This is a genomic window from Planotetraspora phitsanulokensis (assembly GCF_016863295.1).
GTDB classification, from domain to species: Bacteria; Actinomycetota; Actinomycetes; order Streptosporangiales; family Streptosporangiaceae; genus Planotetraspora; species Planotetraspora phitsanulokensis.
Genome location: NZ_BOOP01000036.1, coordinates 93,244 through 117,348, shown reverse-complemented (window position 1 = coordinate 117,348; position 24,105 = coordinate 93,244). Strand labels below are relative to the sequence as shown.

General features: G+C 70.7%; 19 protein-coding genes. 9 read left to right on the top strand and 10 right to left on the bottom strand.

Features of this window, described 5'->3' with window-relative positions; genetic code table 11:
- Nucleotides 1-75 precede the first annotated feature (75 nt).
- The 5 genes from Pph01_RS33865 to Pph01_RS33845 all read left to right on the top strand — a co-directional run bounded on the left by Pph01_RS33865 (nucleotide 76) and on the right by Pph01_RS33845 (nucleotide 7,256).
- A complete protein-coding gene (locus tag Pph01_RS33865; protein WP_204077266.1) occupies nucleotides 76-783 on the top strand; it encodes a sensor histidine kinase in 708 nt (235 codons plus the stop codon).
- A gap of 240 nt (nucleotides 784-1,023) precedes the next feature.
- Nucleotides 1,024-3,621 carry a class III lanthionine synthetase LanKC gene (gene lanKC / locus Pph01_RS33860; protein WP_204077265.1) on the top strand — a complete coding sequence of 866 codons (2,598 nt, stop codon included), beginning with the start codon at nucleotides 1,024-1,026 and terminating at the stop codon, nucleotides 3,619-3,621.
- Entirely contained in the window at nucleotides 3,621-3,758 is a 138-nt protein-coding gene (locus Pph01_RS33855; protein ID WP_203977049.1) for a SapB/AmfS family lanthipeptide, read from the top strand. The genes lanKC and Pph01_RS33855 overlap by 1 nt, the downstream gene beginning before the upstream one ends.
- 115 nt (nucleotides 3,759-3,873) lie before the next feature.
- Nucleotides 3,874-5,565, top strand: a complete 1,692-nt coding sequence (locus tag Pph01_RS33850; protein ID WP_204077264.1) for an ABC transporter ATP-binding protein — start codon at nucleotides 3,874-3,876, stop codon at nucleotides 5,563-5,565.
- Nucleotides 5,562-7,256: an ATP-binding cassette domain-containing protein gene (locus Pph01_RS33845; protein ID WP_204077263.1), complete on the top strand. Its 1,695-nt coding sequence runs from the start codon at nucleotides 5,562-5,564 to the stop codon at nucleotides 7,254-7,256. The genes Pph01_RS33850 and Pph01_RS33845 overlap by 4 nt, the downstream gene beginning before the upstream one ends.
- Nucleotides 7,257-7,379: 123 nt before the next feature.
- Here the strand turns inward: Pph01_RS33845 and Pph01_RS33840 are convergent, their stop codons facing one another.
- Together Pph01_RS33840 and Pph01_RS33835 are read right to left on the bottom strand one after the other, a co-directional pair.
- A complete protein-coding gene (locus Pph01_RS33840; protein ID WP_204077262.1) occupies nucleotides 7,380-8,036 on the bottom strand; it encodes a response regulator transcription factor in 657 nt (218 codons plus the stop codon).
- 274 nt (nucleotides 8,037-8,310) lie between these two features.
- Nucleotides 8,311-9,558: a hypothetical protein gene (locus Pph01_RS33835; protein WP_204077261.1), complete on the bottom strand. Its 1,248-nt coding sequence runs from the start codon at nucleotides 9,556-9,558 to the stop codon at nucleotides 8,311-8,313.
- A 670-nt stretch (nucleotides 9,559-10,228) separates the two neighbouring features.
- Here Pph01_RS33835 and Pph01_RS33830 point away from each other — a divergent pair.
- On the top strand, nucleotides 10,229-11,722 hold the full coding sequence (locus Pph01_RS33830; protein ID WP_204077260.1) for a peptide MFS transporter: 1,494 nt from the start codon (nucleotides 10,229-10,231) through the stop codon (nucleotides 11,720-11,722).
- Here Pph01_RS33830 and yczR read toward each other — a convergent pair.
- Nucleotides 11,712-13,139 (bottom strand): MocR-like transcription factor YczR, encoded by a 1,428-nt coding sequence (gene yczR / locus Pph01_RS33825; protein WP_239117219.1) that lies wholly within the window; start codon nucleotides 13,137-13,139, stop codon nucleotides 11,712-11,714. The two genes, Pph01_RS33830 and yczR, sit on opposite strands and share 11 nt — an antisense overlap.
- A gap of 63 nt (nucleotides 13,140-13,202) precedes the next feature.
- Here yczR and yczE point away from each other — a divergent pair, with 63 nt between their 5' ends.
- Both yczE and Pph01_RS33815 read left to right on the top strand, forming a co-directional pair.
- Nucleotides 13,203-13,808 carry a membrane protein YczE gene (yczE, locus tag Pph01_RS33820; RefSeq protein ID WP_204077258.1) on the top strand — a complete coding sequence of 202 codons (606 nt, stop codon included), beginning with the start codon at nucleotides 13,203-13,205 and terminating at the stop codon, nucleotides 13,806-13,808.
- Between the two features lie 10 nt (nucleotides 13,809-13,818).
- On the top strand, nucleotides 13,819-15,573 hold the full coding sequence (locus tag Pph01_RS33815) for a glycoside hydrolase family 15 protein (RefSeq protein ID WP_204077257.1): 1,755 nt from the start codon (nucleotides 13,819-13,821) through the stop codon (nucleotides 15,571-15,573).
- 90 nt (nucleotides 15,574-15,663) lie between these two features.
- On the opposite strand, the gene Pph01_RS33810 is transcribed toward Pph01_RS33815, so the two are convergent.
- The 3 genes from Pph01_RS33810 to Pph01_RS33800 all read right to left on the bottom strand — a co-directional run bounded on the left by Pph01_RS33810 (nucleotide 15,664) and on the right by Pph01_RS33800 (nucleotide 18,117).
- Nucleotides 15,664-16,047, bottom strand: coding sequence for a PPOX class F420-dependent oxidoreductase (locus tag Pph01_RS33810; RefSeq protein ID WP_204077256.1), 384 nt, complete (start codon nucleotides 16,045-16,047; stop codon nucleotides 15,664-15,666).
- 188 nt (nucleotides 16,048-16,235) lie between these two features.
- A complete protein-coding gene (locus Pph01_RS33805; RefSeq protein ID WP_239117218.1) occupies nucleotides 16,236-17,156 on the bottom strand; it encodes a hypothetical protein in 921 nt (306 codons plus the stop codon).
- Between the two features lie 43 nt (nucleotides 17,157-17,199).
- The gene (locus Pph01_RS33800) at nucleotides 17,200-18,117 is read right to left on the bottom strand and encodes a S66 peptidase family protein (protein ID WP_204077255.1); all 918 of its coding nucleotides are present in this window, start codon (nucleotides 18,115-18,117) and stop codon (nucleotides 17,200-17,202) included.
- Nucleotides 18,118-18,269: 152 nt separating this feature from the next.
- Here Pph01_RS33800 and Pph01_RS33795 point away from each other — a divergent pair, with 152 nt between their 5' ends.
- Complete coding sequence (locus Pph01_RS33795) at nucleotides 18,270-19,148, top strand: sulfotransferase family protein (protein ID WP_204077254.1); 879 nt, start codon at nucleotides 18,270-18,272, stop codon at nucleotides 19,146-19,148.
- Here Pph01_RS33795 and Pph01_RS33790 read toward each other — a convergent pair.
- The 4 genes from Pph01_RS33790 to Pph01_RS33775 form a co-directional block, all read right to left on the bottom strand.
- Nucleotides 19,126-21,021, bottom strand: coding sequence for an ABC transporter ATP-binding protein (locus Pph01_RS33790; protein ID WP_204077253.1), 1,896 nt, complete (start codon nucleotides 21,019-21,021; stop codon nucleotides 19,126-19,128). The genes Pph01_RS33795 and Pph01_RS33790 overlap by 23 nt on opposite strands.
- 55 nt (nucleotides 21,022-21,076) lie before the next feature.
- On the bottom strand, nucleotides 21,077-21,844 hold the full coding sequence (locus tag Pph01_RS33785) for an enoyl-CoA hydratase/isomerase family protein (protein WP_239117222.1): 768 nt from the start codon (nucleotides 21,842-21,844) through the stop codon (nucleotides 21,077-21,079).
- A gap of 325 nt (nucleotides 21,845-22,169) precedes the next feature.
- Nucleotides 22,170-22,385: a helix-turn-helix domain-containing protein gene (locus tag Pph01_RS33780; protein WP_203942046.1), complete on the bottom strand. Its 216-nt coding sequence runs from the start codon at nucleotides 22,383-22,385 to the stop codon at nucleotides 22,170-22,172.
- 114 nt (nucleotides 22,386-22,499) lie between these two features.
- A complete protein-coding gene (locus Pph01_RS33775; RefSeq protein WP_204077252.1) occupies nucleotides 22,500-24,098 on the bottom strand; it encodes an ABC-F family ATP-binding cassette domain-containing protein in 1,599 nt (532 codons plus the stop codon).
- Nucleotides 24,099-24,105: the final 7 nt, after the last annotated feature.

The window sequence follows — 24,105 nt, the reverse complement described above, 5'->3', positions numbered from 1 at the left end:
CTTTCATGCAATGATCGAGCCGTGCATTCGAAAGCGAGGCCGGTCCTCTGGCGAGGATGACTGGAGGATCTTCACTTGCCCAGCTCCGCCGTGCTCGCCCTCGCCGCCGTGACGATCTGCCTCGTGTGCGCCGCCCTCGCCGGGCTCGCCTGCCGTTCACGACGGTCTCGCCGTCCGGACGGCGAGGCCCTGCGCAGGGCCGCGGCCGAGGCGCGCGAGCAGCTCGGCCGGGACGTGCACGACCTGGTCAGCAGCCGCCTCTGGCTGGCCTCCCTGCAGGGGGAGCTGGCCTACCGCCTCGCCGACGAGAACTCCCCCGTACGGCCCGCCCTGGCCAACGTGATCGAGTCCGTCCGCCGGGCGGCGACCGACATCCGCAACGTCACCCGGTCCTACCAGGAGATCTCCCTCTGGTCGGAGATCGCCGACGCCCGGGCCGTCCTCACGGCGCGCGGCGTCGACTGCACGCTCCACGTGGCGGACGTGGCGCTCGCCCCCGAGGCCGGCGCCGTCTTCGCGGTCACGGTCCGCGAGGCGGTGACCAACGTGCTCCGGCACAGCGACGCACGCCGCTGCCTCATCGAGATGCGGCAGACGGGCCGGTCGGTCACCCTCACCGTCGCCAACGACGGCGTGGAGCCCATGACCCGCCCGCGGAGCGGCACAGGCATCGACAGCCTGCGCATCCGCGCGGCCGCCCTCGACGGCACGGTAAGCACGATCCTGGACCTGGACGGCTGGTTCCGCCTGGTGACGGAACTCCCCACCCGTTCCACCCGCTGACCGGCCCGGGCGGACCTCGCCCCTCGCTGGAAATCAGGCCGCCTCGGCCCGTCACCTGTGAATTCTCCGGGGATCACACGCATCGCATCCGGCTCGCCCCTGGGTTCTTCATGCGATCCCCCATGACCGGAATCACGGGTGGCCGCATGACGGACACCTATGCAGCTGTTGACTCACGTAACTTGGCCCAACCCCTTAATTCCGGAATTCTTTGAAGCGATCGGCCTAAGGGGACATGTTGTGATTAACACGTACGAGAATTATTGCTTCGCGGATCCTTTCTTTTATGACACGCTCGACCGCAAACGCGCCGAGCACCCGGACTTCGCCGTCGCCGGCCGGGACCTTCCCGACGGCTGGGCGCATGTGGCGACGGACACCTGGTCGCACTACGCGCCGTCCGGTGGCCGCCTGCCGCAGCAGGGATGGAAGATCCACGTCTCGTCGTGTCTCGATGAGGCCGAGCAGGTGCTCGCGGCGGTGTGGGACTACTGCGTCGCCCATGGCCTGGCGTTCAAGTTCCTGCGCGGCCGGCGCGTCATGATGATGCGCAACTCGAAGTACGCCGGCCGCGACTCGAGCGGCAAGCTCGTGACGATCTACCCGGTCGACGAGGTCCAGTTGGAGCTCGTCCTGAAGGACCTCGCGGAGATCCTCGAGGGCGTGGCGGGGCCGTACATCTTGAGCGACCTGCGCTACGGCGACGGCCCGCTGTATGTGCGGTACGGCGGCTTCGCCGAGCGGTACTGCGTGACGGACGGCGGCGAGCGGGTGCTCGCGATCGAGAATCCCGAGGGCGAACTCGTCCCCGACGTCCGCGGGCCCGCCTTCGTCCTCCCCCCGTGGGTGACCCTCCCCGGGTTCCTCGAACCGCATCTGGCCGCCAGGAACTCCGTCACCATGGAGGGCCTGCCGTACCGGGTGGACAGCGTGCTGCACTTCTCCAACGGGGGCGGGGTCTACCTCGGGACCGACGTCCGCGCGGGCGAGCGGGTCGTGCTGAAGGAGGCGCGTCCGCACGCGGGGCTGGACACCGCCGGCCGGGACGCGGTCACCCGCCTCCGGCACGAGGCCGAGATCATGGACCGGCTGGCCGGGCTGGACGTGGTGCCCGCCCTGCGCGACTACTTCACCCTCGGGGAGCACCACTTCCTCGTGCAGGAGCACGTGGACGGCACGACCCTGAGCCGGCTCATCGCACAGAAGCACCCTCTCACCAGTTCGGACGCGGGCGACGACGCCCTCGCCGACTACACCCGGTGGGCGGTCGCCACGCTCGCCGAGGTGCGCCGGGCGCTGGCCGCCCTGCACGAGCGGGGCGTGGTGTTCGGCGACCTGCACCCGTTCAACGTCCTCGTCGACGGGGAGCGTGTGGTCCTCATCGACTTCGAGGTCTCCTCCCTGGCGGCCGACAGGAAACGGCCCACCCTGGCCAACCCCGGGTTCGTCCCGCCGCCGGGGCGGACGGGCGTGGAGGCCGACGCGTACGCGCTGGCCTGCCTGCACCTCGGCATGTTCGCCCCGATGGCCACGATGATGTTGCCGCTCCACCGGCCGAAGGCCGTCCATCTGGGCCGGCTGGTGACGGACACCTTCCCGGTGTCCCCCGGGCTGATCGCGGGAGCCGTACGGACCATCGTGGGCCACGAGCCGCCCCCGCCTCCCGCGAGCATGCTGGCGGACGGCTGGCCGGCGATCAGGGAGTCGATCACCAGGGCGATCCTCGCGAGCGCGACGCCCGGCCGCGGCGACCGGCTGTTCCCCGGCGACATCGTGCAGTTCCAGCCGGGCGGAGGAGTCAGCCTCGCCAACGGAGCCGCCGGCGTGCTGCACGCCCTGGCCGTCACGGGAGCCGGGCGCTTCCCCGACCACGAGGACTGGCTGGCCGAACGGGCCAAGGATCCCGCGGCGGGCATCGGGTTCTACAGCGGGCTGCACGGCGTGGCATACGCGCTGGAGGCGCTCGGCCGCCGCGAGGACGCCCTCGACGCGGCCGAGGTCTGCGCCGGGCAGAGCTGGGAGCACCTCGACCTGAGCCTTTATCGCGGCATCGCCGGGATCGCGCTGAACCTGCTCCACTTCCAGGACGTCACCGGCGAGGCGGCGTTCGGCGACCAGGCGTCCCGCATGGTCGAAGTGGTGGCGGACCGGCTCGGGGGCCCCGACGACGTGCCCGAGATCAGCGGCGGCGTGCACCCACACGCCGGACTGATGTACGGCTCGGCCGGGCCGGCCCTCATGTTCCTGCACGCCTACGAGCGCACCGGAGACGACGGCCTGCTCGACCTGGCGGCGACCGCCCTGCGACAGGACCTCCGGCGCTGCGTCCGGAGGGACGACGGCCAGTTGCACGTGCAGCAGGGCTGGCGGACCAACCCCTACCTCGACGAGGGCTCAGCCGGCATCGGCCTGGTCCTGGCCCGCTACCTCGCGCACCGGCAGGACGAACGGTTCGCCGAGGCGCTGGAGGCCATCCGCCCGGTCACCACCCTGTCGTACTTCATCCAGCCGGGCCTGTTCGCCGGCCGCGCGGGCATGATCGCCTGCCTCGGACTGGAGGGACGGCAGGACGCGGCGGCGCGGCAGATCTCGCGCCTGGCCTGGCACGAACTGCCCTTCAGAGACGGCCTCGCCTTCCCCGGAGCCCAGCTGCTCCGGTTGTCCATGGACCTTGCCACGGGGAGTGCCGGAGTGCTGTTCGCACTTGGCGCCGCGCTGCACGACCGGCCGGTGCGCCTCCCCTTCTTCGAGCCCCCCGGACGGAGTCATGCGCAGGGGCCCCTGCGCCGGCCCGCCGGGTCCACCATCCCGACGAGTAGTGGAAGGAGGTGTTCGTAATGGCACTTCTCGACCTTCAGACGCTCGAGACCCCCGGTGGTCACGGCGGCGGTCACGGTGGAGGCGGCGGCAGCAACCTGAGCCTGCTGGCCTGCACCCCGCACGAGAACAGCAGCCTGAGCCTGCTCTGCGGCTGATGACGATTTAGCACGACAGACCTGGGCGGCCCTCGTGGCCGCCCAGGCTCTCGTTTCTCCGGGGGTCCTCCGTCCGAGGCCCCATGCCGGTTCAGGGAGGTTCAGGGAGGAGCCGATGTCCTCACGAGCTGCGGACGCGCTGATCAGCACGGCCGCCAGGCACAGCGGCCGGTGGCTGTGGCTCCTCGCCGCCACCGCGCTCGCCGGCTCCGTCGCGGAGCTGTTCCTCCCGATGGCGCTCGGCCGCACTCTCGACGCCCTCACGGGGGCCACGTCGGACGGCCACGGGTGGCTTCCCGCGACCGTGCTCCTCGTGGTCTTCCTCGTGGCGTGCGACGCGCTCGGCGTGTTGTCGTCGGGCGCGAGCGGGGCGCACGCGGCCCTGTGGCTGCGCCGCCGCGTCGTCGGCCACATCCTCGCCGTCGGGGCGGCCATGACCAGGCGTTTCACGACCGGCGACCTGGTGACCCGCGCGGGAGTGAACGTGGAGGAGGCCGCACGCGCGCCCGAGGCCGTCGTCACCGCCGCGTCACTGGTCATCCCCTCCGCCGGGAGCGTGGTCGCCCTCGCCCTCATCGATCCGTGGCTGGCGGTGACGCTCGTCGTGGGCCTGCTCGCCATCGTCGGCGTCGTCCGGGCGTTCATGCGGAAGACCACGGCCGCCGCGGGCGGCTACCAGCAGGCTCAGGGCGAGATCGCGGCCCGGCTCGTCGGCGCCCTCTCGGGTGCGAGCACCATCACCGCGGCGGGCACCCAGGAGCAGGAGGTGCGCCGCGTCCTCATGCCGCTCCCCCGGCTCCGCTCCCACGGGCTGGCGCTGTGGCGGCTCCATGCGCGGGCGGGCGTGCAGGCAGCCGTGGTGATCCCCCTGCTGGAGACGGCCGTGCTCGCCGTGGGCGGGCTCAGGCTCGCGAGCGGCGCCCTCACCGTCGGCGAACTGCTCGCCGGAGCCCGCTACGCCGTACTCGGCGCGGGTCTCGGCTCCGCGATCGGCTACGCGGGCCGGCTCGCCCGCGCGCGGTCGGCCGCCCACCGCCTCGAACGTCTGCTGGCGGAGCGCCCCCTCGCGTACGGCTCCCGCCCCCCGGCCGGCGGGCGCGGGCGGCTGGAGTTCCGCCGGGTCACCGTCCGGGCGAACGGCACGCCCCTGCTGAGCGACATCGACCTGGTCGTCCCCGGCGGGTGCTGCGTGGCGGTCGTCGGCCGGTCGGGTTCGGGCAAGTCGTCCCTCGCGGCGGTGGCGGGCAGGCTGGTCGACCCTGACTGGGGGTCGGTGCTGCTCGACGGCGTCCCGCTGACGGAGATCGGGCGCGATCAGCTGCGCCGCGCGGTCGGGTACGCGTTCGAGCGCCCGGTCCTGCTCGGCGCGACCGTCGGCGACGCCGTCGCGTTCGGGCAGCGGTGGCCGGACTCCGCCCGGGTCCAGGCCGCGGCGCAGGACGCGTGCGCCGACGTGTTCATCCGCCGCCTTCCCCGGGGATACGCCACCCCGATGACGGAGGCGCCGATGTCGGGCGGCCAGGCCCAGCGCGTCGGGCTCGCCCGGGCATTCGCCCAGGCCGAACGGCTCCTCATCCTCGACGACGCCATGTCCAGCCTCGACACGCTGACCGAGCGCCAGGTCAGCCGCGCGCTCACCGGCAGGCTGGCCGACCGGACGCGCCTGGTCGTGGCCCACCGGGTCGCCACCGCCGCCCGGGCCGACCAGGTCGTCTGGCTGGAGAACGGGCGTGTGCGCGCACACGGCACGCACGAGTCGCTGTGGGCCGACCCGGACTACCGGGCGGTCTTCCAGGGGGCCTCATGAGGGGCGGGCTCGTGTGGCTCTTCCTTCGCCGCTCGTTGTCGCGGGAGCCGTACCGGATCGTCCGGCTGGGCGCCTGGTCGCTGGCCGAGGTGGTGCCCGCGTTCGCCGGGGGTCACGCGGTGGCGCGGGCCGTCGACGACGGGTTCGCGGCCGGGCGTCCCGGGGCCGGGCTCGCCTGGCTGGCCCTGCTGGCCGCCGCCTGGTTGCTGGCGGCCGTCGCGGCCCGCCAGATCCTGCTGAACATCGCCGCGGTGGTCGAGCCCTTCCGCGACGACCTGCTGACCCGCGTGGTCTCCGGCGCGTTGCGGGCGGAACGTGATGGCGACGCCTCGGCGGTTGCCCGGATGAACCATCAGGTCGAGCTCGCCAGGGACGCACTCGGGGCGATCATCACGGTGGTGAGGTCGTTCGTGTTCACGCTGGTCAGCGTCGCGATCGGCATGATGACGCTCGCCCCGGCGGTGGTGCCGCTCGTGTTGCCCCCCGTGTTGCTGGGGCTGGGCCTGTTCCTCGCGTCCCTGCCCGCGCTGGCCCGGCGGCAGCGGGACTTCATCGTGGCCGACGAGCGGACGGCCTCCGCGGTCGCCGTCATGGCGGGCGGCCTGCGCGACGTCGCGGCCTGCGGGGCGGAGGTCCGCGTCGCAGCCGGCGTGGGCCGCCAGATCGGCGACCAGGCCCGGGCCGCCCGCGCGCTGGCCCGGGTCACGGCCACCCGGACGTTGTCGCTCGCCGTGGGCGGCTGGCTGCCGATCCTCCTGCTGCTCGCGGGCACGCCGTGGCTGCTCGACCGGGGCTTGACGGCGGGCGTGGCCCTCGGGGCCCTCACGTACGTCATGCAGTCGCTCACGCCCGCGCTGTCCGGGCTCGTCCAGGGGCTCGGCGTCAGCGGCGTACGACTGGCCGTCACGCTGGAGCGGATCCTCGGCGACCAGGTTCCGCCGGAGTCGTCCGAGCCGCGGAGGCGGCCTGAGAGCACGGGGCTGGAACTGACGGGGGTCTCCTTCGCGTACGGGCCCGAGGCGGAGCCGGTGATCGACGGCCTGGATCTCGTCGTGCCGGAAGGCGACCACCTGGCCGTGGTCGGCCCGAGCGGGATCGGCAAGTCGACCCTCGCCGGGCTCGTCGCCGGGGTGCTCCGCCCCGCTGAGGGCTCGGTGCTGATCGGCGGCGTCCCCGCGAGCGAGGCCCACGAGGCCGTCCGCGCGCTGATCCCGCAGGAGGCCTACGTCTTCCACGGGAGCCTCGCCGACAACCTCACCTACCTCGCCCCGGAGGCGCCGGCCGAGGCCGTCGACGAGGCGGTGGCCGCGTTCGGCCTGGCCGACCTGGTCCAGCGGTTCGACGGCTATCACACCGAGATCGACCCGGCCGAGCTGTCGGCCGGCGAACGGCAGTTGATCGCGCTGGCCAGGACCTATCTGTCGCCCGCGCGGCTGGTCGTGCTCGACGAGGCGACCTGCCATCTGGACCCCGCCGCGGAGGCCAGGGCCGAGGCCGCGTTCGCCGCGCGGGGCGGAACGCTGATCGTCGTCGCCCATCGGATCTCCTCCGCGCTGCGCGCCCGCCGCGTCCTGGTCATGGACGGCACCCGGGTCCTGGCCGGGACGCACGAGGACCTGGTGGGCGCCTCACCGCTGTACGCCGACCTCGTCGGCCTGTGGCTGGACCACCGCCCACCGTCCTTGGCGTGATCATGCACAGGCTCGTGATCATGCCCCCTCAGCTGCCCATTTCGCTTGCGTGATCATGCGCGCATTCACTGCGAGGGACGGCATGCATCGCTTTCCAGGTCGACAAGCAAGCTGCGCGCCGGGTCAGCGTCTGGGGCGCTGACGGAGGATGCCGATCTCACGCCCGTTCGCCGGCCACAACCACCCCGATTCCGAGGCGATCTGAATCGCCTCCACGCGCGATCGGGCGCCGAGCTTGGCGAGAATTCGCGACAGGTAGTTCCGGACCGTTCCATGTGAAAGCGAAAGCCGCTCCGCTATTTCGCCGACCGTTGCTCCGGAGGCGGCGGTCTCCAGGATGTCCAGCTCGCGAGCCGTCAGCGGGTTGCCGTCCGTGTCGAGCGCGGCCGCCGCGAGTTCGGGGTCGACCACACGCTCTCCGGCGTACACACGGCGGATGCAGTCGACGAGATGGCCGGGTTCTGCGTCCTTGACGATGAAGCCCCGTACGTTGGCGTCCAGCGACCGGCGCAGGGCGAGCGGGGTGCCGAGCCCGGTGAGGATCACCGTCTTGCAAGTGGGTAATCGCCGGTGCAGTTCCGAGGCCGCTGTCAGGCCGTCGACCCCGGGCATCCCGATGTCGAGCAGGGCGACGTCCGGCCGGCGTAGACAGGCGAGCCTGACGATCTCCTCGCCTCTCGCGGTCTCGGCGACCACCTCGAGGTCGTCCTCACAGGAGAGAAGCGCGATCAGCGCCTTCCGGATCAGATGCATGTCCTCGGCGAGCAGCAGACGAATCACCAGCGGTTCCCTCACGCTTCCTTGTCCCCGACGCCCGGGACCGTGACGGCCCGAGCTCACTCACTATTGACGCCGGACATCGTTTTCGGTTGCCCTCTCTACCCCACCTATTACCTTTTATTCGCGAGTCTTATCGGCGAAAGCCGTACGGGTCCGGAAATTGCGCGAACAACAGAAGAATGCCCGGCTCCATGGAGGAGCCGGGCACGAATGCACAGCTAGAACAGATCCGTCTGACGCCTATTGTTCAGGATAGACGGCACTTTGTCGCAATTTATGGGTGCTTGTCGGCACTGATCTCACCTGCGTAGTGACCGGTACCGGCGTATTCCGCACGCCAGACGCCGTCACCCATTCCGCGATGCCGGCTGCTGAACCAGCCGTTCTTGTCGGTGACGGCCGTGCCCATCGTGCGCCACGTCCCCGAACCGGAGGGCCGGAAGGCCAGCGCGATCTCCTGCCCCTCGAACGGACGGTAGTCCACCCGGCCGAGCGGGTCGACGCGCAGCAGGGTCCCGGTGATGCGGACCTGGTTGTCGCTGCGGACGACGTTCACCCCTTCGAGCGCGGTCTGCCGCTTGAGAAAGAAGATCGTCCGGTAAGTGACGACGTTCCCCTCCGCGTTCCGAGCCGTGGCCGTGACCGTCCACGGGCCGCTGGGATACCACCTCGACAGCGGCCTCTCCGGCAGGAAGAGCCAGGTCTCCCATTCGGACCGGTCACGACTCGTGCCGGGGACTTGCGCGGCCGTGGCCCGCATGGCTCGGTGCGGAGCGGCGTGGGCGTTCAACGCGGCAGCCGGCGGTGCCGCCGTCGGGGCACCCGCAGCCTGCGTTGGCGCTGGGATCTTGGCCGGTGCCTGCGCCGGCGCAGGTGTCTTCACCTGTGCCGGAACCTGAGCCGAGGCCTGACCCGGAACCTGCGCAGGCACCTTCGCAGGCACCTTCGCCGGGACCTGAGCGGGAACGGCAGGCTTCACCTGCGGGGGAACCTGGGACGGAGTCTGCGCCTGAGCCGGAGGCTTGGCCGGAGCCTGTGGAGGAGCGGATGCCTTCACCGGCGTAGGCACCTGACCGGACGCCTGGGCCGGCGCAGGCGTCTTCACCTGCGCGGGAACCTGGGACGGGGCGTGTGCCTGACTCTGCGGCCGGGCCGGAACCACGGCCTGAGGCGAGGCTGCGGGCGCCTGAGCGGGTACGTGCGCGGGGGTCTGAGCCGGAGCCTGCGCCGGCTGGGCGGGGGCCCCCGGCACCACGTTGCCCGGAGTACTGGGATTGACGGGCGGCTGCTGCACTCCAGGTGACGGTGGAGTCTCGGGGTCGTTCGGGGTCACCGGTCCGGTACGGCCGGGCTCGAGGCGAACGGAGACGGCTGTCGCACCCCGCGCCATCACCTCGACCACGACCTTGACCGAACCCGTGGGCCCCACGACGGGGGTGCCCGGCTTCACGGTGATGGACCTGATGGCCAGTTCGTCGGCGGCCGTCGCGGGGGCCCAGCCGGCTGCCAACGTAACCGCCATTCCGAGGATAGGCGTTGCAATCAAACGTCTCATCATGGCCAGTGACCGTACGCAGCCGGAGGTAATCCCCCCGCCCCTGACACACGCCCCAATGAGCAAAACCCGCCCCGACGCCCGACCTTCAGCCGTGATCATGCACATATTCCGGGTCATGCCCGATGAGCAGCCCAAACACCGTACGTGATCATGCATAGGGTCGGCGAGACCGGCGACGGCCTGCGTCTTCGCGTTTCGTGATCATGCACGACTTCGCACATCCGGTCGCCGACCAGCCTGATTACGTGGCGTAATCAGGTACGGCCACCAGGATGCCCGGCCGTACGTCGTTTGAGGAGGTCAGGGAACGGCCAGCGCGCCATCCGGCCGACGTCTACGACCCCAGTGCATGATCACGAATCACATATCCGCAGGCCAGCCCCCCTTTCGCCGCACCTGTGCATGATCACGGCAAGAGAAGGCGCTGGTCAGGGATCGATTTGCGACTCTGTGCATGATCACGGGACTGGACGGTCTGGTGGTTTGTCACTTTTGGCCCATGAGTAAACACACGGCTCTGCCGTTTACTGCAATTCATTCCCTAAGTGATGATTTGGCATAGAAACCAACTAAAACGCAAAGAACATCCTGTTTGGGGGTAACGTGCTGTGGGCAGTGAATCGGGGGAGAGCGCATGACACAGCCGCCCGTGCGGGGTAAGACCTTTTTCGGCCATCCGCGTGGCCTGGCCACCTTGTTCGGCACAGAGATGTGGGAGCGCTTCAGCTACTACGGCATGCGCTCGATCCTCGTGCTGTTCCTGTCGGCCCCGGCGATCCGCGGCGGCATGGGACTGTCGGAGACGACGGCGGTCGGCGTGTACGGGGTCTACATCGCCTCCGTGTACCTGCTGGCGCTCGCCGGCGGCTGGATGGCAGACCGGCTGTTCGGGCCGCGCAGGACCGTCCTGTACGGCGCGCTCGTCATCATGGGCGGCCATGTCAGCCTGTCGATCCCGTTCGGCGGGGCGTTCGTGTGGCTGGGGCTCGTCCTGGTCGCCCTCGGCAGCGGCATGCTCAAGCCCAACATCGCGGCGCTGGTCGGCGAGCTGTACCGGCACGAGGACGACGCCCGCCGCGACTCGGGCTACACGATCTTCTACCTGGGCATCAACCTCGGCGCCTTCGTGGGGATCATGGCCGTCCCGTGGCTGCAGCAGGGCGACCGCTGGCACCTCGCGTTCGGCACCGCCGCCGTCGGAATGGCCGTCGGCCTCGGCCAGTACATCCTGGGCCGCAGGCACCTGGGGGGCGTGGGCGAGGAGCCCGACCACCGGCTGACGCCCGAGGAACGGCGCCGTTTCCGCGCCATCGTGACGATCTCGCTGCCCTCAGTGGCGGTTGCCCTGGCCCTGTGGGCCCTCAGCGGCACCTTCACGATCGACAGGTTCTCCCTGGTCCTCGCGATCGGCACGGCCCTCGTCCCCGTGTTCTACTTCCTCTTCCTCTTCCGCTCGCGCGAGGTCACGCCGGACGAGCGCACCCGTCTGCACGCCTACGTGTGGCTCTTCCTCGGCGCGGCCGTCTTCTGGTTCATCTACGACCAGTCGGGCAGCGCCCTGACCCTCTTCGCGCAGAACAACACCCAGCTCGACGTCATGGGCTTCCACGTCCCGCCCGGCTGGATCAACAACGTCAACTCCCTCGCCATCATCTTCCTGGCCCCGGTCTTCGCCGAGGCGTTCCTGAAGGCCGGAGACAGGGTCAGCGCCCCGCTCAAGTTCGCCGTCGCGCTGCTGCTCGTCGGGCTGAGCTTCGTCGTCATGTCCGTCGCGTCCGGCATCGCCTCAGGCGGCGTCCGCGTGTCGATCATGTGGCTGATCTCGGTGTACCTGATCCAGACGATCGGCGAGCTGTTCCTGTCCCCCGCCGGGCTCTCGGTCACCAACAAGCTCGCGCCCCGCGCGTTCGAGAACCAGATGATGGGCGTCTGGTACCTCGCGATCTCCTTGGGCGACGCGGTCGGAGGCCAGACCTATCGGCTGACCAAGGTGATCCCCATGCCCGCCTACTACCTCGGCCTCGCCCTGGCCGCCATCGTCGCGGGCATCGCCATGATGCTGTTCGTCCGCCGGATCCGAACGCTCATGGGCGAGGGCGAGTCCCGGCCGGCGCACGTCACAGGGTAGGGGTGAGCGACGTCGCCGGGCGGTAGCCGTACTCGCCCGGCGGGGTGGCGATGCGGCGGATCGCGTCCTCCAGCACCGCGGGCGGCTGGGTGAACGGCAACCGCAGGTAGCGCTCCAGCGTGCCCTCCACGCCGAACCACCCGCCAGGCGCGAGCCGTACGCCGTTGGACGCCGCGGCCTCCACCACGGACGTCGCGACCGGGGCGTCGAGCCGCACCCACAACGAGCCGCCCCCCGCCGGCACCGTGAAGCTCCAGGAGGGCAGTTCCTCACGTAAGGCCGCGATGAGCGCCTCGCGGGAGGCCCCCAGGGTGCGGCGGCGCTCGGCGCGGGTGTCCTCCATGCGGCCGAACAGGCCGGTGACGACGAGCTGCTCGAAGACCGCGCTCGCGATGTCCACCGCGGCCCGCAGGGTGGCGAGGCGGCGCACCAGCGCGGCCGTGCCCCTGATCCAGCCGATCCGCAGGCCGCCCCACCACAGCTTGGACGCGGAGCCGATGCTGATCACCCGGCCGTCGGTGTCGAACGAGGCCAGCGGAGCCCGCGCGCCGACGTCGTCGATGGCGAGCTCCACCCACGTCTCGTCGGCGAGCAGGGTCGTGTCGTACCGGCGGGCGGCCGCCACGAGTTCGGCCCGGTCGCCGTCCGGCATCAGGTGGCCGGTCGGATTGTGGAAGTCCGGGATGACGTACGCGAGCCGGGCGGCCGACTGCCGCATCGCGCTGGTGACCAGGTCCATGTGCCAGCCGTCCGAGAGAAGGCCGACGGGCACCAAGCGGGCGCCGCGCATGCGGGCGACGTCGAGGATGTGCGGGTAGGTCGGCGACTCGATCACCACAGGGTCGCCCGGCCCGGACAGCAGCGTCATGAGCAGGTGGATGGCCTGCTGCGCGCCGGTGGTGACGATGATCTGGTCGGGCCGGGTGGCGAGGCCCCGGCTGCAGTATCTGTCGGCGATGGCCTCCCGCAGCGTGACCAGGCCGACCGGGTCGTAGCCCATCCCGAGGGCGTAGCGGTGATAGGCCTGCCCCGCCTCGGCGATCGCCTCCCCCAGGAACCCGGTCGCCGACGGCGCCGCGCTGTGCAGCGGAAGCAGGCCGTCGTCGTCCGGCGCGACCCACGGGTTCCCGAGCCCGAGCGCGGCCGGCCCGGGCAACGCGGTCCAGCTCCCCGACCCCTGCCGGCTCTCCAGATAGCCCTCCGCGCGCAGCCGGTCGTACGCCGTCGTCACGGTGGTCCGGCTGACTCCGAGGGCCTCGGCGAGGTGCCGCTCCGCGGGGACGCGCACCTTCACCGGCAGCCGCCCGTCCAGGATCAGGCCGCGTACGGCTCCCGCCAGCGCCTTGTAGTACGGCCGGGCACCGGGCGGGACCTCGACGAGTCTCGCCAGCTGGGACGCACTAAGATACCGGTTCATAAGGCCACTTTTCATGATTGGCTCTTTATTTGCAAGCAATTGGCCCGAAAGATGGAAACCACTATGACTGAGATCTCGCTACCGCGGTTTGGTTCCCTCTCGTCCAGGCTCGTCCGCCTGTACGCCGGGCTCGTCGTCTACGGCGCCGGCATCGGGCTGCTCGTGCAGTCCGGGCTCGGCCTCGACCCCTGGGAGGTCTTCCATCAGGGCCTGTCCTTCCGGACCGGCTGGTCGATGGGGTTCTGCATCAACCTGGTCGGCGCCCTCGTGCTGCTCCTGTGGATCCCGTTGCGGCAGCGGCCCGGCCTCGGCACGATCAGCAACGTCCTGATCGTGGGGAGCTGCGCCGACCTCGTGATGTGGCGCGTGTCCCCGCCTTCCCACCTCGTCGGCGAGTGGGCGTTCCTCCTCGGCGGGATCGTCCTGGTCGCCGCGGCGGGCGGTCTCTACATCAACGCCGGCTTCGGCCCGGGTCCTCGCGACGGCCTGATGACCGGGCTGGCCAAACTGGGTCTGTCGGTCCGGGTCGCCCGGACGCTGGTCGAGCTCACCGTGCTCGCGGCCGGTTGGGTGCTCGGCGGGACCGTCGGCATCGGGACCATCGTCTTCGCCGTCACCATCGGGCCTCTCACCCAGGTGTTCATGAAGATGTGGCGGCCCGCCGGGTAGCCTGGCCCGCATGCTGATCGAGGACTACGCCCTCATCGGGGACATGCAGTCAGCCGCCCTCGTCGGCCGCGACGGTTCGATCGACTGGCTCTGCCTCCCCCGCTTCGACTCCCCCGCCTGTTTCGCAAAGCTCGTCGGCGACGATTCCAACGGCTTCTGGCGGCTGGCCCCCTCGAAAGGGGAGACGGCGACCCGCCGGCAGTACGCCAAGGACACGCTCATCCTCGAGACCGTCTGGGAGACCCCCACAGGGACCGTCAAGGTCGTCGACTTCATGCCGCCCCGCCATGCCAACCCCGATCTGGTCCGGATCGTGGAAGGCATCTCGGGCACGGTGGAGATGACCACCGAGATCCGCATCAGGTTCGACTACGGGCGGATCGTCCCGTGGGTCCGCCGCGCCGACGGCGATCTCCACGCCATCGGCGGACCCGACTCCGTCTGGATCCACACCCCTGTCCAGCTGAGGGGCGGCGGATACCGGCACACCGGCACTTTCACGGTCACCGCGGGCGAGCGCGTGCCCTTCGTGTTCACCTGGCACCCGTCCCACCAGCCGCGGCCTGAACCCATCGACGCCGTCGAGGAGCTCGGCGCGACCAGGCTGATCTGGGAGGACTGGGTCTCCAGGTGCGGCTACACGGGCCCCTGGCGCGACGAGGTCGTGCGCTCGCTCATCACCCTCAAGGCGCTCACGTACGGCCCGACCGGCGGCATCGTCGCCGCGCCCACCACGTCGCTGCCCGAGCACATCGGCGGGATCCGCAACTGGGACTACCGCTACTGCTGGCTCCGCGACGCCGCCATGACGCTCGACGCGCTGACCGACTCCGGGTACATCGGCGAGGCCGGGGCCTGGCGCGACTGGTTGCTGCGCGCCGTGGCGGGCCGCCCGGAGGACCTCCAGGTCATGTACGGCGTTGCGGGCGAGAGGCGGCTCCCCGAGCTCACGCTCGGCTGGCTGGGGGGATATGAGGGCTCCAGGCCGGTGCGGATAGGCAACGGGGCGGCCGACCAGCTCCAGCTCGACGTCTACGGCGAGGTCGTCAACTGCCTCTACCAGGCTCGCAAGATGGGCCTGCCGCCCGACGACCACGCGTGGTCCATCGCGCGCAAGCTGCTGGACTTCCTCGATCGCAGCTGGGACCAGCCGGACGAGGGCCTGTGGGAGGTCCGCGGCCCGCGGCGGCACTTCGTCCACTCCAAGGTCATGGCGTGGGTGGCGGCCGACCGCATGGTGCGCGTCGTGGAGGAGCTCGGCCGCACGGGTCCGGTCGACCGCTGGCGGGCCATGCGCGACCGGATCCACGCCGAGGTCTGCGAGAAGGGCTTCGACGCCGAGCGCGGCACCTTCACCCAGTCGTACGGCTCTCGCGAGCTCGACGCCGCGCTGCTCCTGATCCCGATCGTCGGCTTCCTCCCGCCGGAGGACCCCCGGGTGACCGGCACGATCGACGCGATCGAGCGCGAGCTGATGCCCGACGGATTCGTGTTGCGTTATCCGATCGCCGACAGCATCCACGTCGACGGCCTCCCCGGCGCCGAGGGCGCGTTCCTCGCCTGCAGCTTCTGGCTGGCCGAGGCGCTCGCGCTGGTCGGCCGTAAGGACGAGGCCCTGGAGTTGTTCGAGCGGCTCCTGGCGCTGTGCAACGACGTCGGCCTGCTCGCCGAGGAGTACGACCCGGTCGAGGGGCGCCAGCTCGGCAACTTCCCGCAGGCGTTCACCCACATTCACCTGATCCGCACGGCCCAGGCGCTCAGCTGACGCTGTGGCGGGCGTCGGCGTCGCACCGGTGCAAATGGGCGCCGGTGCAGATGGGCGTACCGGGCTTGTAGAGCCCCTCCAAGCGAGATCTCAGACCGTGCGGCTCGCTCGCGGCCCGTCGAGCCCCCAAGTTATGATCTTGGTAGGCGTGACCCTGATGATCTCCCGGGAGAAGTACGGCAGGGGCGGCTCGCGGTCCGTCAGCGCCACCGCGGTGCCGCGGATCTCGATGCCCCGGGGCGCCCACGGATCGACCGTCGCCAGGTCGTCGACGACGAACGCGACCGTGCTGCCCCGCTGGACGTTCCGGAATTTCTTCGACACACCCAGCGCGTGCCCGCCGATGACGATCATGCCGCCGTCGACGAAGAAGTTGGTCGGGCTGTTCTGCACCTGCCCATCAGGCGAGACGGTGGCCAGCCGCCCGATGCGCTGCGTGGCCAGATAGTCGAGTTCTGCCTGGGTGAAGATCATGCACGTCAGTATGAAACCTTGACGCCGACGTCAGGCAAGCTGTGCCCGCCACCGGAAGCATGTAGGCGGACGGCTACCGACCTGGTCCGCTTCGGCCTCATGTGACCGCACACTGCTCCCCCGGGAGCCGGCGCGAGAAGCCCTACGGCCGCAGGCGGCGGACTCCACAGGGCACCGGTCACCCGCGGTCAGCCGGTCGTTCCCGCGATCCTGGCGAGCAGGCGGGCGAACTCCGGCGGCGGCGCCACGACCAGGCGGGTCTGCCCGTCGTGGGTGATCAGATCGGCCTGGATGCGGGTCAGCCTGCCGCGGTGCCACCAGTAGACGTGCGGGCTGATCCCGTCATCCCTGGTCTCGAACTCGCGCTGGGCGAACAGCCGCAGCCGCTCGATGGCCCGCACGACGCCGATGCCCGCCACGGGGTGGACGGCCACCGCCCCCCGGTGCGGGAGCACGGCGAGCGCTCCGTCGGACGGCACGAGCACGTGGTCGGACAGGCGGCGCAGGTGGGCGGCGGCGCTCGGGGCGGTCAGGAGCGACACGCGGGTGCCGCCGAGGTCGAGCCACTCGGTCATCGGCCGCTCGTCCGCCAGCGCGTTGTCCAGTGCGAGATTCAGCGCCTCGCCCGGGGGGATCGGCCAGCAGAACGCCTCCTCGGGGCGGACCGGCCGGGCGCCGATGGTGAGCACCTCGATCAGGTCGGCGCTCAGGTGGCGGCCGATGATCCGCGAGGGGTCGGGGATGGTCGGGTCGTCCGCGGCGTGGACCCTCGTGCGCAGCAACGGCCGGATGGGCGCGAGGTTGCAGGCGTCGAACGGCTCGCCCGACACGGCGTGGGCCAGGTGTTCGGAGACCAGCATCGGCCAGTCCTCGCGGGCACGCCGGGCGGCCTCCCTGCGCAGCCCCACGAGGTTGACCACGCGCCCGCTCTCCGGGGTCTCGTCGGTGGTGCCCAGCGTCAGCGAGGTCCCGTCGTCGGCGAAGACGCAGGTGAACCCCATCGTCTCGGCGACCAGCGCGAGGAGGGAGTCGAGGTCGGCGTCCTCCGCCGATCTCGACGCGGGGAGATCAGGTTGCGTCCGGCCGAGCAGTCGCCGCAAGAGTCGCAATGCACCATCCCTCCACCGCTGCCCGGATGATTCCAGACGGCTTTCAGGGTGCCCTGTCCGGATAGCGGAACATGCCAGTCAGAGAGCACGATTTGGTATCAATAACCCCATCTGTCTCCAGCCACACACCGAACTGTGGTGATCCATGTCCGACGGGAAGGCCCGCGATGACGGGAACGCCGAGGGGCGCGAGCCGTTCCGCCAGCACCGGAAGCGGGTCTCCGCAGTCCACCCACGACCCGAGCACGAAGCCCAGCGCGCCGTCGAGACAGCCCGCCTGGAGCAGCTGCGTCAGCATGCGGTCGATCCGGTAGGGCTCCTCGTCCACGTCCTCGAGCAGGACGATGCGGCCCTGGGCGCTCATGGCGTACGGCGTGCCGGCCAGAGCGGCGAGCAAGGTGAGGTTGCCACCCGTGACGGGTCCCGCGACCCGGCCCTCGGCCCCGATCGACGCGGTCCCGGTCACCGGCCCGGGGGTCGCGTCCTCGAACAGGGTGCTCTTGAGATGGGTGAGCGTCACCGGCTCCGGGCCCGGCTCGTCCGCCATCGTCGCGGAGGCCGGCATGGGGCCGAAGAGGGTGGAGATCCCGAGCCTGCGGGCGAAGGCCCGGTGCAACGCGGTGATGTCGCTGGAGCCGAGGAGGATCTTGGGCTCCGCCTCGCCCATCGCGTCCCAGTCGAGCAGGTCGAGCAGCCGCGTCGCCCCGTAACCGCCCCGGGCGCAGATCACCGCGGCCACGCCGGGGTCGCACCACGCGTCCTGGAGGTCGGCCGCCCGCGTGGCGTCGGGACCGGCCAGATACCCCTGCCTGTCCAGCAGGTGGGGCGGCGTCCGCACCTCGAGGCCGAGCTCGGTCAGGACCCGCGTGCCCCGGGCCAGCCGTCCGGGATCGACGGGGCCTGAGGGCGCCACCAGGACGACGGCGTCGCCCCGCCGCAGCCGCCTGGGGAGCCTAGCCACGGGCGTCCCAGCGGCCCGCACGGAGGACGGCCGGAGATCGGTGTGTTCGCGCAGGCAGGGGCAGGTAACGGACCGTTGTCGAGGCTTCTTCGGCCGCCCTGGCCGGGATGCGTCCTTTCACCCCCCAAAGGGTGTCAGACTTAGCCGTACCTATGCGACCTCCGACGCACATTCTCGTGGTCAACGGCGTGAAGGTCCGCCAGCCGGTGTTCGTGGTCGCCGCCCCGCACTCCGGAGCGGGCCTCCTCGGCCGTGCCCTGAAACGATCACCTGGATTCCACCTGACGATGGGCCGCGGGCCCGTCGCCCGGGTGGTCTACGCGTTCGCCCGCAGGCCCTCGATCGCGCGCAGCGGCGGAGCGCCGACCGTGATCCGCGACGTGCTGGCCGAGGCCTGGCAGGTCGTGCCCGGAGCCTGCACGGAGTGCACCGCGACCTGCCGGGAGGCCGGCGGCGTCATCGGCGCGGGCCCCTGCGTGGGAACGGCGAACATCAACAGGTTCGGGGACGCGAGCCCCGATCTCCTCTACAGCTCCCCCGTGCTGCTCCAGGCCTTCACCGACGCCCGGCTCATCCAGATCATCAGGGACGGCCGTGACGTCGTCGCCGACATGCTCGACGACCCGGCCTCCATGACCTGGTTCAAGCCCCACATGCTCAGCGAGGACGCGGAGTTCCCCAACCCGTTCCTCGGCGTCAAGTCGGCGGAGCATCGCGACCGGTGGAACGCCATGGCCCCCGCGGGCAAGTGCGCCCTGCGCTGGCGCAGCGCCGTACGGCTCAGCGCCGCGCTGCGCCGGGAGGTGCCCAGGGAGCAGCTGCTGACCCTGCGCTACGAGGAGATGCTCGAATCCCCCGCCGAGACGAGCAAGACGGTCTCGGAGTTCCTGGAGACCAGGATCTCCACCATCGCCCTGTACGGCACGGCCGCCCCGAAGCCCGGCAGGTGGCGCACGGTCCTGAACCCCGCGGACGCCGAACTCGTCGAGAAGGTCGCCCGCGAGGAGCTCACGCGCCTGGGCTACCTGTGAGGTCCGGGCTGCCGGTGAACTGGGTGCGGTACAGCTCGGCGTAGGCGCCGCCCCGCTCGAGCAGCGAGTCGTGGTCTCCGCGCTCGACGATCGTCCCGTCCTCGATCACGAGGATGACGTCGGCCTCGCGGATCGTGGACAACCGGTGGGCGATCACCAGGGAGGTCCTCCCGTGGAGGGCCGACTTCAGCGCCTTCTGCACGGCCGCCTCGGACTCGGAGTCGAGGTGGGCGGTGGCCTCGTCGAGGACCACGACCCGGGGCGCCTTCAGCAGGAGCCGGGCCAGGGCGATCCGCTGCTTCTCCCCTCCCGACAACCGGTAGCCCCGGTCGCCCACGACGGTTTCCAGCTCTTCGGGAAGGCCGCCGACCAGGTCGGAGATCTGCGCCGCGCGGAGCGCCTCCCAGATCTCCTCGTCGGTCGCCTCCGGCCGGGCGTACCGCAGATTGCTGGCGATCGTGTCGTGGAACAGGTGGGCGTCCTGCATGACGACGCCCACGGTGTCCCTGATGCTCTCCAGGGTGGCGTCGCGGACGTCCGTGCCGTTGATCCGGACGGAGCCCTCGTCGACGTCGTAGAGCCGGGAGACGAGCGAGGTCAGCGTGGTCTTGCCCGCTCCCGAGTGCCCCACCAGCGCAACGAGCTGACCGGGGCGCGCGGTGAACGTCACACCCTTGAGCACCTCCTGCGAGGGGCCGGTGTCGGGCCGCGCCACCGACTCCAGGGACGCCAGCGACACCTCCGAGGCCGCCGGGTAGCGGAACCGGACGTCGTCGAACTCGATCGTCACCGGCCCGTCCGGGACCGGCTGGGCGCCGGGACGCTCCGCGACCATCGGCTCGAGGTCGAGGACCTCGAAGACCCGGTCGAAGCTCACCAGCGCGGTCATCACGTCCACGTGGACGTTGGACAGGCTGGTCAGCGGACCGTAGAGCCGCATGAGCAGCGACGACATGGCCACCAGCGTGCCGATCGCGAAGAAGCCCGACACCGCCAGCTGGCCGCCGAGGCCGTAGACGAGCGCGGTCGCGAGCGCGGCCACCAGCCCCAGCGCGATCCGGAACACCGCGCCGTACATCGCGACCGTGATGCCCACGTCGCGGACCCGCCCGGCCCGCCGGCCGAAGTGGCCGGCCTCGTCCTCCGGCCTGCCGTACAGCTTGGCGACCATGGCGCCGGCGACGTTGAAGCGCTCGGTCATGACCGAGCTCATCTCCGCGTCGAGCTGCATCTGCTCCCGCGTGAGCGCCGACATCCGCCGGCCGACCCACTTCGCGGGGAAGATGAAGATCGGCAGCAGGACGAGCGCGACCACCGTGATCTGCCACGAGAGCACGATCATGGCGCCGAGCACCATGACCAGGCTCACCACGTTGGAGACCACGGACGACAGCGTGGTCGTGAGCGCCCGCTGGGCCCCGATGACGTCGCTGTTCAGCCGGGAGACCAGAGCGCCGGTCTGGGCGCGCATGAAGAACGCCACCGGCATGCGCTGCACGTGGTCGAAGACCTCGGTGCGCAGGTTGTAGATCAGGCCCTCGCCGATCCGCGCGGAGAACCACCGCTGGACCAGGCCGAGCCCGGCGTCGAGGACGGCGAGTGCGCCGATGGCGCCGGCCAGCCACATCACCACGTCGGCCCGCCTGGGGACGATGCCGTCATCGATGATCGCCTTCATCAGCAACGGGTTGGCGATCACGATCATGGCGTCGACGACGACGAGGACCAGGAAGCCGGCGATCTGCCTCTTGAACGGGCTCGCGTAGCCCGCGATCCGGCGGACCGTCCCCGGGGCGATCCGCTCCTTCACGACCGAGCTGTCACGCCGGAGAGACCGCATCACCTGCGGCCCGTAGCCACCACTCATCGCCATGTGTGTCGTACCTCCCGCTGCTGAAGCACCGGCGAGGTCACCTCCGATTCCCGCATCAGCTGGAGGCGAACAATGCTCTGACGCGCGCCGACTGCTCGGCGCGCTCGGCGGCGGACTGCTCCTCGAGCGTCCGCCCCGACGCCCCCTGCAGGAGCCGCTTGGTCGCCGTCGCGGCCGCGCGGTCGGTCGCCAGCAGCGCCGTCGCCAGATCCTGTACGGCCTGCGCCAGCTCGTCCCCGGGCACGGCCATCTCCGCCAGGCCGAGTTGGACGGCCTCGGCCGCGCCGACGGTGCGCGCGGTCAGGCAGATCTCGATCGCCCGCGGCACGCCGACGAGCTCCACGAGCGGCTTGGTGCCCGTCAGGTCGGGAACCAGCCCGAGAGCGGGTTCCTTCATGCAGAACTTCACGTCGTCCGCGACGATCCTGAGGTCGCACGACAGGGCCAGCTGGAAGCCCGCACCGATGGCGTGGCCCTGGACCGCGGCGATGGACACGATGTCGGGACGGCGCAGCCAGAGAAAACCGCGCTGGTATTCCGCGACCCGCCGCTGGAACCCGTCGTCGCCGAGTGTGGCGACGGTCGCGAGCGAATCCTGTCCGGAGGTTCCCCCCGGCGCGAACATGCTCAGGTCGAGCCCTGCCGAGAAGGACGGCCCCTCACCTCGGACCACGACGACTCTCACCTGTCCCGGAAGGTTCTCCCCGATCCGGGCCAGTGCCGACCACGTTGCGGACGTCTGAGCGTTCCGCTTGCCGGGCCGGTCCAGAACGATCGTCGCGATCTCGCCGTCCACCTCGAAGCGCAGCCCGATCTCAGCCAGCTCAGCCGCCGAAATCGTCTCCGTGCCAGGCGAGCCGCTCCCCCCGGCGATGTCACCGGGATCGAGGACCGTGCCCCGATCGCCGTGCTCCGTCCGGGCCGGCTCCCTGTTCCCCCCAAGATCCGCTTCCGCCATCGCCTGTTCCCTGCTCCCCTCGAGGCGGCTTCGCCTCGCACGGCCGGTCCGGTGCGGCGTCCCGTCCGTGCGTGGCTCGCCCTCTTCTCCCACGGCCGCGTCGAGCTTACCGAACATCATTCGGTCAGCGGACGCGTCCGCTTCGGCTGTGGGAACGAGCGGCTGCGGTCGCGCGTTGTGAGGCGGATCTCTAGCGCTTGGTCTTGCCTCGGGTGGCCCCGCCGCGTCCGCGCAGAGTCACGCCGGACTCGCTGAGGATGCGGTGGATGAACCCGTACGACCGACCGGTCGAAGCGGCCAGGGCGCGGATGCTCTCACCCGCGGAATAGCGCTTCTTGAGATCACCGGCCAGCTTTTCGCGGTCGGCTCCGGTCACCCGGGTGCCTTTCTTCAGAGTCTCAGCCACGAGTACCTCCTGTAGTGCCAGACTTCCGCAGCGTTACTTAGGCCATGATCAGTCATTTCGGCGCGATCGGCTACCTACTCCATGGGAAAAGATCCCTACCCGCTCAAATTAAGATCAGGCAAGTGCCACAAGATCGGAAAATTCGTCGCTCCACGCGTCTTCCACGCCATCGGGGAGCAGGATCACCCGATCCGGGTGCAACGCCTCCACCGCGCCCTCATCGTGCGTGACCAGCACGATCGCCCCCACAAAGGAGCTGAGCGCCTGCAGAACCTGCTCCCGGGAGGCCGGGTCGAGGTTGTTGGTGGGCTCGTCGAGGAGCAGCACGTTGGCGCTCGACAACACCAGCGTCGCCAGCGCCAGACGGGTCTTCTCGCCGCCTGACAACACTCCCGCGGGCTTGTCCACGTCGTCGCCGGTGAACAGGAACGAGCCGAGCACCTTGCGCAGGTCGACATCGGCGAGATCGGGGCCCGCCGAGCGCATGTTCTCCAGGACCGTCCGGTCCCCGTCGAGCGTCTCGTGCTCCTGCGCGTAGTAGCCGACCCGGAGGCCGTGGCCGGGCCGCACCTCGCCGGTGTCCGGCTTCTCGATGCCCCCCAGGATGCGCAGCAGCGTGGTCTTGCCGGCTCCGTTCAGGCCCAGGATGACGACCCGTGAGCCGCGGTCGACGGCCGCGTCGACGTCGGTGAACACCTCGAGCGAGCCGTACGACTTGGACAGGCCCTGCGCGGTCAGCGGGGTCTTGCCGCAGGGGGCGGGCTCGGGGAAGCGCAGCTTGGCCACCCGATCGGTGCGCCGCACGGTCTCGACGCCCGCCAGCATGCGCTTGGCCCTGCGCTCCATGTCCTGCGCCGCCTTGGCCTTGGTGGCCTTGGCCCGCATGCGGTCGGCCTGCGAAAGCAGCACGGACGCCTGCTTCTCCGCGTTGGCCCGCTCCCGCTTGCGGCGCTTCTCGTCGGTCTCCCGCTGGGCCAGATAGGCCTTCCAGCCGACGTTGTAGGTGTCGATGACGCAGCGGTTGGCGTCGAGGTGCAGGACGCGGTTTACCGTCGCTTCAAGAAGGTTGACATCGTGGCTGATGACGACCAAGCCGCCCTGGTGGGAGCGCAAAAAATCACGAAGCCACCCGATCGAGTCCGCATCGAGGTGGTTTGTGGGCTCGTCCAGCAGGAGAGTCTCCGCCCCGCTGAACAGGATGCGGGCCAGCTCGACCCGCCTGCGCTGCCCTCCGGACAGGGTCGACAGAGGCTGTCCGAGCACGCGGTCGGGCAGGCCGAGGCTCGACGCGATCGACGACGCCTCCGCCTCGGCGGCGTAGCCTCCGAGGACGTGCAGGCGGTCCTCCAGCCGTCCGTAGGCGCGCACCGCCTTGTCCCGGACGCGGGTGTCCTCGGCCGCCATCCCCTTCTCGGCCTCGCGGAGCTCGCGGAGCACCTCGTCCAGCCCTCGGGCGGACAGGATGCGGTCGCGGGCGAGCACCTGGATGTCACCGGCACGGGGATCCTGCGGCAGGTAGCCGACGCTGCCGCTGATCGTCACCGAGCCCTCGGCGGGGATGCCCTCGCCGGCGAGCACCTTGGTGAGGGTGGTCTTGCCCGCGCCGTTGCGGCCGACGAGGCCGATCTTGTCTCCGGGGTTCACCCGGAACGATGCGCTTTCGATGAGCAGCCGGGATCCGGCGCGCAGTTCGATATCAGTTGCGATGATCATGATGTGG

Excerpts from the sequence above, each read along its gene's own strand:
- yczR (WP_239117219.1), bottom strand. The coding sequence starts at position 13,139 with ATGAACCGGTATCTTAGTGCGTCCCAGCTGGCGAGACTCGTCGAGGTC.
- Pph01_RS33815 (WP_204077257.1), top strand. The coding sequence starts at position 13,819 with ATGCTGATCGAGGACTACGCCCTCATCGGGGACATGCAGTCAGCCGCC.
- Pph01_RS33795 (WP_204077254.1), top strand. The coding sequence starts at position 18,270 with ATGCGACCTCCGACGCACATTCTCGTGGTCAACGGCGTGAAGGTCCGC.
- yczE (WP_204077258.1), top strand. The coding sequence starts at position 13,203 with ATGACTGAGATCTCGCTACCGCGGTTTGGTTCCCTCTCGTCCAGGCTC.
- Pph01_RS33855 (WP_203977049.1), top strand. The coding sequence starts at position 3,621 with ATGGCACTTCTCGACCTTCAGACGCTCGAGACCCCCGGTGGTCACGGC.
- Pph01_RS33810 (WP_204077256.1), bottom strand. The coding sequence starts at position 16,047 with ATGATCTTCACCCAGGCAGAACTCGACTATCTGGCCACGCAGCGCATC.
- Pph01_RS33790 (WP_204077253.1), bottom strand. The coding sequence starts at position 21,021 with ATGGCGATGAGTGGTGGCTACGGGCCGCAGGTGATGCGGTCTCTCCGG.
- Pph01_RS33850 (WP_204077264.1), top strand. The coding sequence starts at position 3,874 with ATGTCCTCACGAGCTGCGGACGCGCTGATCAGCACGGCCGCCAGGCAC.
- Pph01_RS33775 (WP_204077252.1), bottom strand. The coding sequence starts at position 24,098 with ATGATCATCGCAACTGATATCGAACTGCGCGCCGGATCCCGGCTGCTC.
- Pph01_RS33830 (WP_204077260.1), top strand. The coding sequence starts at position 10,229 with ATGACACAGCCGCCCGTGCGGGGTAAGACCTTTTTCGGCCATCCGCGT.
- Pph01_RS33835 (WP_204077261.1), bottom strand. The coding sequence starts at position 9,558 with ATGGCGGTTACGTTGGCAGCCGGCTGGGCCCCCGCGACGGCCGCCGAC.
- Pph01_RS33845 (WP_204077263.1), top strand. The coding sequence starts at position 5,562 with ATGAGGGGCGGGCTCGTGTGGCTCTTCCTTCGCCGCTCGTTGTCGCGG.